Source organism: Pseudomonas sp. 20P_3.2_Bac5 (assembly GCF_025466035.1).
GTDB lineage: Bacteria > Pseudomonadota > Gammaproteobacteria > Pseudomonadales > Pseudomonadaceae > Aquipseudomonas.
On record NZ_JANLOA010000019.1, the window covers coordinates 69,383 to 80,507 of the forward strand.

9 protein-coding genes are annotated in these 11,125 nt (G+C 61.1%); 4 read left to right on the forward strand and 5 right to left on the reverse strand.

All coding sequences use genetic code 11. The annotated features are described in order from the left end of the window. Window positions 1–564: 564 nt before the first annotated feature. The gene (gene acs, locus NTD88_RS03370; RefSeq protein ID WP_095156825.1) at window positions 565–2,520 is read right to left on the reverse strand and encodes an acetate--CoA ligase; all 1,956 of its coding nucleotides are present in this window, start codon (window positions 2,518–2,520) and stop codon (window positions 565–567) included. 404 nt (window positions 2,521–2,924) lie between these two features. Here acs and NTD88_RS03375 point away from each other — a divergent pair, with 404 nt between their 5' ends. After that, window positions 2,925–3,185, forward strand: coding sequence for a DUF2790 domain-containing protein (locus tag NTD88_RS03375; protein ID WP_095156824.1), 261 nt, complete (start codon window positions 2,925–2,927; stop codon window positions 3,183–3,185). 100 nt (window positions 3,186–3,285) lie between these two features. Here the strand turns inward: NTD88_RS03375 and NTD88_RS03380 are convergent, their stop codons facing one another. Further along, window positions 3,286–4,845 carry a sigma-54-dependent transcriptional regulator gene (locus tag NTD88_RS03380; RefSeq protein ID WP_262155583.1) on the reverse strand — a complete coding sequence of 520 codons (1,560 nt, stop codon included), beginning with the start codon at window positions 4,843–4,845 and terminating at the stop codon, window positions 3,286–3,288. Between the two features lie 271 nt (window positions 4,846–5,116). On the opposite strand from NTD88_RS03380, the gene phhA reads away from it, so the two are divergent. Genes phhA through NTD88_RS03395 form a run of 3 tightly spaced genes read left to right on the forward strand, consistent with a single transcriptional unit; the run spans window position 5,117 to window position 7,497 of the window. Beyond that, on the forward strand, window positions 5,117–5,905 hold the full coding sequence (gene phhA / locus NTD88_RS03385) for a phenylalanine 4-monooxygenase (protein WP_262155584.1): 789 nt from the start codon (window positions 5,117–5,119) through the stop codon (window positions 5,903–5,905). 42 nt (window positions 5,906–5,947) lie between these two features. Further along, window positions 5,948–6,304 carry a 4a-hydroxytetrahydrobiopterin dehydratase gene (locus tag NTD88_RS03390; protein ID WP_110969543.1) on the forward strand — a complete coding sequence of 119 codons (357 nt, stop codon included), beginning with the start codon at window positions 5,948–5,950 and terminating at the stop codon, window positions 6,302–6,304. Beyond that, window positions 6,301–7,497, forward strand: a complete 1,197-nt coding sequence (locus NTD88_RS03395; protein WP_262155585.1) for an amino acid aminotransferase — start codon at window positions 6,301–6,303, stop codon at window positions 7,495–7,497. Before NTD88_RS03390 ends, NTD88_RS03395 begins: the two co-directional genes overlap by 4 nt. A 408-nt stretch (window positions 7,498–7,905) precedes the next feature. Here the strand turns inward: NTD88_RS03395 and cysC are convergent, their stop codons facing one another. The 3 genes from cysC to NTD88_RS03410 all read right to left on the reverse strand — a co-directional run bounded on the left by cysC (window position 7,906) and on the right by NTD88_RS03410 (window position 10,467). Further along, window positions 7,906–8,514, reverse strand: a complete 609-nt coding sequence (gene cysC, locus NTD88_RS03400) for an adenylyl-sulfate kinase (protein ID WP_262127475.1) — start codon at window positions 8,512–8,514, stop codon at window positions 7,906–7,908. A gap of 17 nt (window positions 8,515–8,531) precedes the next feature. Next, window positions 8,532–8,945: an alternative ribosome rescue aminoacyl-tRNA hydrolase ArfB gene (arfB, locus tag NTD88_RS03405; RefSeq protein ID WP_095156819.1), complete on the reverse strand. Its 414-nt coding sequence runs from the start codon at window positions 8,943–8,945 to the stop codon at window positions 8,532–8,534. A 106-nt stretch (window positions 8,946–9,051) separates the two neighbouring features. Then, window positions 9,052–10,467 (reverse strand): amino acid permease, encoded by a 1,416-nt coding sequence (locus NTD88_RS03410; RefSeq protein ID WP_095156818.1) that lies wholly within the window; start codon window positions 10,465–10,467, stop codon window positions 9,052–9,054. Between the last annotated feature and the right edge of the window lie 658 nt (window positions 10,468–11,125).

Here is an 11,125-nt window from a genome sequence, read left to right on the forward strand (position 1 = left end):
ACTCCAATCGGTAAAGGGCAATGCCAGGCAGTTCGACTGCCCACTATGCGAATGAGTACAACGCAGAGCTGCGCGGGGCCTGACCACCGGTCCGGTGCCACGAGCGAGTGATCGGCATTTTAACGACAGCTCGGAAGCCGATATTTCTTCAAAGCGACAAGTAGTTACAGAAGCGCTGGAAGAATGGCCGGGGGATATTGACAGTTTTCGGGGAATATGCAAAAGCGAAAAACAAATAACCTGTAACCAAAGCAATAACCGGGCCCATTATTGGCAAAGCCTTGTATCACGGCAAGCCCAGCCGTTTGAGTGTCGGAAATTTCATGAAATAGCGCACCAATAACGCACATTCACGTTTCCTATTGCCCCGTTTTTGTACGAATGCAGTGACAGAAGGGTTACCGATGAAAGTCGAAGTAACAAAAAACCCAAGGCCCCGCGCAGCGCATGCTGGCGGGGCCTTGGGTTTTCTTCGAAAGATCGCGGGGCAAGCCACGTCCGGGAGGTACTACACAGCTCCTCCGCGGAGCGACTGCTGGCTTACCCTGCGAAACACTCGGCGCTTCAGGCGGCGCTCATGGTCTTGTGGGTCTCGACCAGATGCGCCACGACACCCGGATCGGCCAGGGTGGAGATGTCGCCCAGTGCGTCGTACTCGGCCGTGGCGATCTTGCGCAGGATACGGCGCATGATCTTGCCCGAACGGGTCTTCGGCAGGCCCGGCGCCCACTGGATGACGTCTGGCGAAGCGATCGGACCGATCTCCTTGCGCACCCAGTTTTTCAGTTCCAGGCGCAGCGCCTCGGTCGGCTCCTCGCCACCATTGAGGGTGACGTAGACGTAGATGCCCTGCCCCTTGATGTCGTGCGGCACACCGACCACCGCCGCTTCGGCGACTTTCGGGTGGGCAACCATGGCGCTTTCGATCTCGGCGGTGCCCATGCGGTGACCGGAAACGTTGAGCACGTCGTCGACACGGCCGGTGATCCAGTAGTAGCCGTCTTCGTCGCGACGGGCACCGTCACCGGTGAAGTACATGCCGCGGAACGTTTTGAAGTAGGTATCGACGAAGCGGTCGTGGTCGCCGTACAGCGAACGCGCCTGGCCCGGCCACGAGTCGAGAATCACCAGGTTGCCTTCGGCGGCGCCCTCGATCAGGTTGCCCAGGTTGTCCACCAGCGCCGGCACCACGCCGAAGAACGGACGGGTCGCCGAGCCTGGCTTCAGTGCGGTAGCGCCTGGCAACGGGCTGATCAGCACGCCGCCGGTTTCGGTCTGCCACCAGGTGTCGACGATCGGGCAACGCTCTTTGCCGACCGCCTGGTGGTACCAGTTCCAGGCTTCCGGGTTGATCGGCTCGCCGACCGAACCCAGCAGGCGCAGGCTGGAGCCATCGGCGCCGGCAACAGCGGCCTGACCTTCGGCCATCATGGCGCGAATGGCGGTCGGGGCGGTGTAGAGGATGTTCACCTTGTGCTTGTCGATGATCTTCGACACGCGGGTGATATCCGGATAGTTCGGCACGCCTTCGAACAGCAGCGTGGTCGCGCCGTTGGCCAACGGGCCGTAGACGATGTAGCTGTGGCCGGTGACCCAGCCGACGTCGGCGGTGCACCAGTAGACTTCGCCCGGACGGTAGTCGAACACGCGCTCATGGGTCATGGCGGCGTAGACCAGGTAACCGCCGGTGGTGTGCAGCACGCCCTTCGGCTTGCCGGTGGAACCGGAGGTGTAGAGGATGAACAGCGCTTCTTCGGCACCCATTTCTTTCGGGGCGCAGACGCTGCCGGCAACCTTCATCAGGTCTTCGTACCAGATGTCGCGGTGCTGGTTCCACTTGATGTCGGAACCGGTGCGCTTGCACACGATGACTTTCTGGATGCTGTTGGTTTCAGGGTTGGTCAGCGCGTCATCGACGTTGGCTTTCAACGGCGTGCGGCGACCGCCACGCAGGCCTTCATCGGCGGTGATCACCACCTTGGATTTGCAGTCGATGATGCGGCCGGCCAGGGCTTCCGGCGAGAAGCCGCCGAAGACCACGGAGTGGATCGCACCGATACGGGCACAGGCCAGCATGGCGACCACGGCCTCGGGGATCATCGGCATGTAGATGGTTACCACGTCGCCGCGGTGAACGTCCTGGCCACGCAGGGCGTTGGCGAATTTGCAGACTTGCTCGTGCAGTTCGCGGTAGGTGATGTTGCGGTGTTCGGAAGGGTCGTCGCCTTCCCAGATGATTGCGAGCTGATCGCCACGCTCGGCCAGATGACGGTCCAGGCAGTTGTAGGAAACGTTCAGGGTGCCATCGGCGAACCACTTGATATCGACGTGGTGGTCGTCGAACGAGGTCTGCTTGACCTTGGTAAACGGCTTGATCCAGTCGAGGCGCTGAGCCTGCTCACGCCAGAAGCCATCCGGGTTGATCACCGACTTCTGATACATGGCCTTGTAGGTAGCCTCGTCAGTCAGGGTATTCGCCGCAACCTCGGGACGAACGGGGTACAGGGAAGCCGCACTCATCTTTTTTACCTCGGTGTAATAGTTGTTTTTGTATGACCTTGTTTTAACTGTAACAGAGCCTCTCAGGCCATTCGACGTTGGTAGTAACAGGGCGGTCTTTTCGGCCACCACATGGCCGGAACCGCTCTAGAACGGGCATCGATCTCTAATCCCAAAGAAACAAAAGGCCTGCCGAGGGCGATTGTTACAAAATTTGCCAACAGTGTTTATCAAAACACCGACTGTTTCAGTTTCATGTCCCGCCCTAAAATTCACCTCGCCAGCAACGGCAACGCGATTAACTTCAGGTAACAGCCCCCACGAAGGCACGTTAATCCCGAGATAACTTTCCGCTCTTACTTTGCTGCAACGTAGCGCCACAAGCGCTACGCCCCCTCTTTCGACCCTGGACAGGTAAATTGAAGATGAAAGCTTTACTGGTATTGGCACTCGGTAGTTTTTGCGCAGCGGCCATGGCCGACGAAGTTGCAAACTCCACCGCCGAGCAGATCCCGGTTGAACAGTACAGTTACTCGCAACATCTGGACATCGCCAAAGTCATTTCGATGAGCGAGATCCCGAACGTCTGCGAAGTGGTTCCAGCCCGCATGACCTATGAAGACTCCCAAGGCCAGAAGCACATCCTCGAATACCGCGTCATGGGTAACGGTTGCTCTAACGGCTAATCAACCTTGCGTGGCTGTCGCGCCTCTTTTACCCAAAAGAGGCGCCACGCCCTGATAACACGCCCTTAATAAAACTCCCGCCTTTTTATAGTTCCGCGAATTATTCGCCGGGCTTTCCAATTGCATAATCACGCAACTTGTTGGCAATGGTTGTATGGGAAACGCCCAGCCGTTTACCCAATGCCCGACTGGTTGGATAGTCGCCCTGCAAACATTCCAGCACTGCCTTTTCAAATCGTCCGACAATTTGCGCCAGATCGCCTTCCAGGGAGAACTCACCCAATGGCTGGCGGGCGCCGTAGTCCGGCAGACGAATATGTTCAGACTTGACCACCCCGCCCTCGCAAAGCGAAACCGCCTGGAACAGCACGTTCTCCAGTTGCCGGACATTGCCCGGCCAGTGGTACTGGCTCAACCGTTCCAGCGCCGCCGGCGCCAGGCGCGGCAAGGGGCAACCGATCTGCCGGCTGGCCTGATCGAGGAAGTGCTCCACCAGCGGCGGCAGGCCATCAAGGCATTCGCGCAGCGGCGGAATGTGCAGCGACAAGACATTGAGGCGGTGATAGAGGTCCTGGCGGAATTCGCCACGGGCACAAAGCTCGGACAAATCCACCTGGGTCGCACAGATCACCCGTACATCCAGGTAAACCTCTTCGTCGCTGCCCACGCGGCGGAAGCAGCCGTCCTGCAGGAAGCGCAGCAACTTCACCTGCAAACGCGGACTCATCTCATCGACACCATCGAGAAACAGCGTGCCGCCCGCGGTCAGTTCCAGCAGGCCCAGCTTGCCTTCGGCGCGCGCGCCCTCGAACGCGCCGGGGCCATAACCGAACAACTCGGTCTCGGCCATCGACTCAGGCAACCCGGCGCAATTCAGCGCCATCAACGGCGCTTGCCCCCGCGGGCTGGCGAGGTGACAGGCCCGGGCCAGCAGCTCCTTGCCGGTGCCGGTTTCGCCTTCGATCAGCAGCGGCGCGTCCAGCGGCGCCATGCGCCGCGCCTCGCGCACCACCGCAGCCATCACCCGCGAACTCTGGAAGATGCTGTCGAACCCGCGCAGTTCCTGCTTGCGCACGTTGTAGATGCGCTCGCCGATGCGATCGGCGCGGTGCAGGGTCAACACCGCGCCGGCCAGCGCCTCGCTGTCATCGTGCTCGGATTGCAGCGGCGCGATATCCGCCAGGAACACATCGCCCTTGACCTTGACCCGCAACCCATTGATCCGCGACTTGTTGGCCCGAACCAGTTCCGGCAGGTCGAAATCCTCGGCATAGCGCGACAGCGGAATGCCGGGCACCTCATCGACCCGCACCCCGAGCAACTGCGCCGCCGCACGGTTGGCGGCAACGATCGAGCCGCCCATGTCGATCGACAGCACCGGGAAATCCAGCGCGCCAAGCAGCGCATTCAACTCCATGTGCCGACGCTCGCTCGGCATCAGACCCACACGCTTGACTCCGAAGACCCCGGTGATCGCCTCGAATTTCGCTCGCAGCGCCTGGAATTGCAGGTTGATCAGGTTCGGGCAGTGCAAATAGATGGCGTTGCCGTGCTCACCGCCCACCTCGCCCCGAGCGACGTTGATGCCATAGGCCACCAGCAGGTTGAGGATGTCCCGCAGGATGCCGATGCGGTTCTGGCAATGCACTTTGATACGCATGAAAGGTCCTACAAAGCAGTGAGACCGACGATTTTTCTGCTTGAGCGCCGGAAAATTTGTAAATAATACGTTACAAAAATCGGCTTTCACAGGGTCATAAGGCCGCGATTTTGCGGATCCCGCCCTGATTCGTAAAATCTGCGTTACAAAAACCGCCTGCTGGCGCGGACCTTCACCTACGCAGGTAGCTGAAAAATTCAAAGCCAGCGGCTATCTCTAAGGGCACGGCGCAAGCCTTCAAAACAATAAGAGCCCTCATCAGGAGAGCAGCATGAAACAGACGCAATACGTGGCCCGTGAGCCCGATGCGCAAGGTTTTATCGATTACCCGCCGCAGGAACATGCGGTGTGGAACACCCTGATCACCCGGCAACTAAAGGTGATTGAGGGGCGCGCGTGCCAGGAATACCTGGACGGCATCGAACAGCTCAACCTGCCCCATGACCGCATCCCACAGCTCTCCGAAATCAACGCGGTACTGGGCGCCACCACCGGCTGGCAAGTTGCCCGGGTGCCGGCGCTGATCCCCTTCCAGACCTTTTTCGAACTGCTGGCGAGCAAGCGCTTCCCGGTGGCGACCTTCATTCGCAGCGAAGAAGAACTCGACTACCTGCAAGAGCCGGACATCTTCCACGAGATCTTTGGCCACTGCCCGCTGCTGACCAACCCGTGGTTCGCCGAATTCACCCACACCTACGGCAAGCTCGGCCTGGCCGCCACCAAGGAACAGCGCGTGTACCTCGCCCGCCTGTACTGGATGACCATCGAGTTCGGCCTGATCGATACGCCGCAAGGTCGCAAGATCTACGGCGGCGGCATCCTGTCCTCGCCGAAAGAGACGGTCTACAGTCTCTCCGACGAGCCCGAACATCAGCCATTCAGCCCGCTGGAAGCGATGCGCACGCCTTACCGCATCGATATCCTCCAGCCGGTCTACTTTGCCCTGCCGAGCCTCAAGCGCCTGTTCGACCTCGCGCACGAAGACATCATGGGCATCGTCGCGCAGGCCATGCAGCTCGGCCTGCACGCGCCGAAATTTCCACCCAAGGCGGCCGCCTGAGCCGCCCTGTACACCTATAACAATCCACTTGCGGAAAACTTTATGAACGCCTTGAACCAAGCCCACTGCGAAGCCTGCCGTGCCGACGCGCCGAAAGTCAGCGACGACGAACTGCCAGCACTGATCGCGCAGATCCCTGACTGGAACATCGAAGTCCGCGACGGGATCATGCAGTTGGAAAAAGTCTTCCTGTTCAAGAATTTCAAGCACGCCCTGGCCTTCACCAACGCGGTCGGCGAAATCTCCGAAGCCGAAGGCCATCACCCAGGCCTGCTGACCGAGTGGGGCAAAGTCACCGTCACCTGGTGGAGCCACTCGATCAAGGGCCTGCACCGTAACGACTTCATCATGGCCGCGCGCACCGACGAGGTCGCCCAGACCGCCGAAGGCCGCAAGTGAAGCACTTCGAGGCCATCACCCGGGTTCCGGGTGACCCGATCCTCGGCCTCATGGAGGCGTACGCCAAGGACAGCAATCCCGCCAAGTTCGACCTGGGTGTCGGCGTGTTCAAGGACGCCCAGGGCCTGACGCCAGTACCGGCGGCGGTCAAACAGGCGGAGCAGCGTCTTGTCGATCGGCAGGCCAGCAAGAGTTATGTCGGCGGACACGGCGATGCCGCGTTCGGCCGGCTGCTCTGCGAACTGGTGCTGGGCAGCGCCTCGTCGTTGCTGACGGAACAGCGCGTCGGCGCCACCCAGACTCCGGGCGGCACCGGCGCCCTGCGCCTGGCCGCGGAATTCGCCCGGCAGTGTCTGCCGGGTCGCGGAATCTGGCTCAGCGATCCGACCTGGCCGATCCACGAAACCATCTTCGCCAGCGCCGGCCTGACGGTCAGCCACTATCCCTATGTGGGCGCGGATAACCGACTGAACGTCGCCGGCATGCTCGCCGCGCTGGAAACGGCGACGGAGGGCGATGTCGTCCTGCTGCACGCCTGCTGCCACAACCCGACCGGTTTCGACCTGTCGCGGGATGACTGGCAGGCCGTGCTGGACGTGGTGCGCCGCCGCTCGCTGCTGCCCCTGATCGACTTCGCCTACCAGGGCTTCGGCGACGGGCTGGAAGAAGACGCCTGGGCCGTGCGGCTGTTTGCCGCCGAACTGCCCGAGTTGCTGATCACCAGCTCCTGCTCGAAGAACTTCGGCCTCTACCGCGAACGCACCGGCGCCCTGCTGGTGTGCAGCCACGATGCGCCGAAGTTGCTGGATGTGCGCAGCCAGTTGGCGTTTATCGCCCGCAACCTGTGGTCCACCCCGCCGGACCATGGCGCGGCGGTGGTCGCGGAGATTCTCGGCGACCCGGCGCTGAAAAGTCTGTGGATCGAAGAAGTCGAGGCCATGCGCCAGCGGATCGCCCGGCTGCGGGTCGGCCTGGTGGACGCGCTGGCGCCGCACGGGCTGAGTGAGCGGTTTGCCCATATTGCCGAGCAGCGCGGGATGTTTTCCTACACCGGATTGTCGCCGCAGCAAGTGGCGGCGTTGCGGGAACGGCACAGCATCTACATGGTGAGCACCGGCCGGGCGAACGTCGCCGGCGCAGATGAAGCCAGGCTGGACGTGCTGGCGGCGGCGATCGCGGACGTCTGCGATTAAGGCCATTTGCATCGCAAAACAAGCTCGCGCCTGCCCAAGCACAAGCCGCAGGGGCGGGCTTCACAGCTCGAATGTCGTAATTTTCCTACCAAACAGCAGGAAAATTCATTCTGTCACTCAGACTGCTGTATTCTGCCCCCGGCTTCTCAGGAGCCACACGCGCAATCGCGTAATCTTTCAACTATCGAACTTGCGAGGAACGACGAGATGCATGAAATCCCGAATCTTCCCTTCCCAAGCCTGAACCCCGTCGAACAGACGCCCGCCACTCACAGCGCCGAAACAGCCCAAGCGGCTGAACAACACGGCGACGAAAACCCGAGCGCCGACCAGGAATAACCGCGCACCACAGGACGTGTGAAAACCTCGGTTACCGGGGGACAACCTCACCAACCGGTTTTCACACGCTCAAGAACAACGTTCCCCGCCTTCTCCGCCGCGCACCCGCGCCAGCAGAATCTCCATGCAACGCTCCAGCGACAGGCTGTCGGTATTCAGCGCCTCGTCCGGCGCCAGCGGTGCTTCGTAGGGATCGTCGATCCCGGTAAACCCGCTCAACACCCCCGCCCGCGCCTTGCGATACAGCCCCTTGGGATCACGCCCCTCGCACACGTCCAGCGGCGCACTGACATGGATTTCGTGGAAGCGCTCGGCGCCAATGATGTCCCGCGCCCTATCGCGATCACGTCGGTAGGGCGAAATGAACGCGGCCATCACCACCAGCCCGGCATCGTTCATCAAGCGCGCCACCTCCGCCACGCGACGGATATTTTCCGTCCGGCTGTGGGCATCGAAGCCCAGGTCGCTGCACAAGCCATGGCGGATGTTGTCGCCATCCAGCACGCAGCAGGCAATGCCCTGCCCGACCAGCAAGCGCTCCATGGCAAAAGCCAGGGTGCTCTTGCCCGAACCGCTGAAACCGGTGAACCAGAGCGTCAGCGGGCGCTGGCCGTTGGCGTTGCGGGTGGCAGGATCGAGCGCGGTCGGCTGCCAAGTCAGATTCCGTTCAGAAGCCATGAGTGTCCTTTCGCGTATCAGTAGTCGATTTTTCCGCGGCCTGCCTTGATTGCCCCACGCTTGCTCTTGGTGTCCAGGCGCCGGGTCTTCGAACCCAGGGTCGGACGCGTGGGACGCCGCGCCTTTTCCACCTTCACTGCCGCGAGAATCAGCTCGCGCAAGCGCTCGAGAGCGTCGGCGCGGTTCTGTTCCTGGGTGCGGTGTTGCTGGGCCTTGATCACGATCACACCGTCGCGGGTGATCCGGCTGTCGCTGACCTGCAGCAGGCGCTCCTTGTAGAACGGCGGCAGCGATGATGCCTGACTGTCGAAACGCAGGTGCACGGCGCTGGAAACCTTGTTGACGTTCTGCCCGCCCGCGCCTTGCGCGCGGATGGCATTCAACTCGATTTCTTCGTCGGGAATGTGGACGGTGTTGGAGAGGACAAGCATGGAAACGCCCAGTTGGGTGGCTGGGCGTCAGGATACTCGGTGTTGTCGGTTTTGGGGCTGCTCGCGAGCAAGCTCGCGCCTACAACAGCCCCCTGGACGCCCTGACTTACTTGACCGCCGCGCTCACGGCCGAAGCGGATGCGGAACGCTTGCTCTTGAGCACATAGCCCACCCACATCACCAGCAACCACACCGGAATCGCATACACCGAATTCTGGATGCCCGGGATCAGCAGCATGATGCCGAGGATCAGCACCACGAACGCCAGGCAGAGGTAGTTGCCATAGGGGTACCACAGCGCCTTGAACAGCGACTTCTGGCCAGTGCGGTCCATGTGCTGACGGAATTTCAGGTGCGAGTAGCTGATCATCGCCCAGTTGATCACCAGCGCCGCGACCACCAGCGACATCAGCATTTCCAGCGCGTGCTGCGGCATGAAGTAGTTGAGCAGCACCGCCACCAGGGTCACCGCCGCCGAGGCCAGGATCGAACGCACCGGCACACCGCGCTTGTCGATCTTCGCCAGGCCTGCCGGGGCATCGCCCTGCTCGGCCATGCCGTAGAGCATGCGGGCGTTGCAGTAAGTGCCGCTGTTGTACACCGACAGCGCCGCGGTCAGGACCACGAAGTTAAGGATGTGCGCCGCGGTGTTGCTGCCCAGCATCGAGAACACGTGGACGAACGGGCTGCCGCTATAGGAACCGCCGGACGCATCGATGTTGGCCACCAGGCTGTTCCATGGGGTCAGCGACAGCAGCACGACCAGGGCACCGATGTAGAAAATCAGGATGCGGTAGATGACCTGGTTGATCGCTTTCGGGATCACGGTCTTCGGCTTGTCGGCCTCGGCTGCGGTGAAGCCGAGCATTTCCAGGCCACCGAAGGAGAACATGATGATCGCCAGGGCCATGACCAGGCCGCTGACCCCGTTGGGGAAGAACCCGCCGTGTTCCCAGAGGTTGCTGACCGAGGCTTCCGGGCCGCCGCTGCCGCTGACCAGCATGTAGCTGCCCAGGGCGATCATGCCGACGATGGCCAGGACCTTGATGATGGCGAACCAGAACTCGGCCTCGCCGAACACTTTCACGTTGGCCAGGTTGATCGCGTTGATCAGGATGAAGAACGCCGCGGCCGAGGCCCAGGTCGGGATCTCCGGCCACCAGTAATGAACGTACTTGCCGACCGCGGTCAGTTCGGACATGCCCACGAGGATGTACAACATCCAGCAGTTCCAGCCCGACAGGAAGCCGGCGAAACCGCCCCAGTATTTGTGCGCAAAGTGGCTGAAGGAGCCGGCGACTGGCTCTTCGACGATCATCTCGCCAAGCTGGCGCATGATCATGAAGGCGATGAAGCCGCAGATGGCGTAACCGAGGATCATCGACGGACCGGCCGATTTCATCACCCCGGCCGAACCGAGGAACAGTCCGGTACCAATTGCACCGCCAAGGGCGATCAACTGGATGTGGCGATTTTTCAGGCCGCGCTTGAGCTCACCTGAATGTGGGTTTTGTCCACTCATGAACGAAGTCACCTGTTGTTTTTATCTGTGACGGGATCGGACCCACCACGCTCGTGGCGCAGCGGAATTGACAAGGTGGTTACCTTGGCGCTTGAAAACGGGCGGTTAGACACGGGCAATGGGGCCCGGTCGCTCAGCCTGGCATCAGCAAGGTTGCGTGGTACGCAATAGGGTCACAGGTAAAACGCGGCGCACTGTATACCCTTGCATTGACGCAGGGGTCAACACATCGCGTAACGTTCTGTTGACGGCACGCAGCGTTCCAGCGGGAGGAATGAAGCCTGGGAAAGTGAATGGCGTACATGGCGCCCTCCGTTCTTGTTGTTTTTTTCTGGCCCACTCTGCGGCGGGTCAGGCACATGGCAATGGCCCACATAACACCGTGCCACGGGGGCTGTAGCAAGGTGTTGACGCGAACGTAAAGCTGATCGAAGGGGGATTTTCGGCACGGAATGTTTACAAGAAAAAAGGCGCTGCGGATTGCCGGGAGAAGCGGCCCGGACTCGTAACAAATTATTTACAAAGTGGTTCAAAAAATTGCCAGGCTGAGAGTGCTCGGGTGGCCACTAGGGCCTTATCGCTGGTAAGCCAGCACCAGACTTTGATTTCGTAGACGCGTCAGTCAAGGCGCCGCCTCCCCCCGGGAGTCCGTGAACAA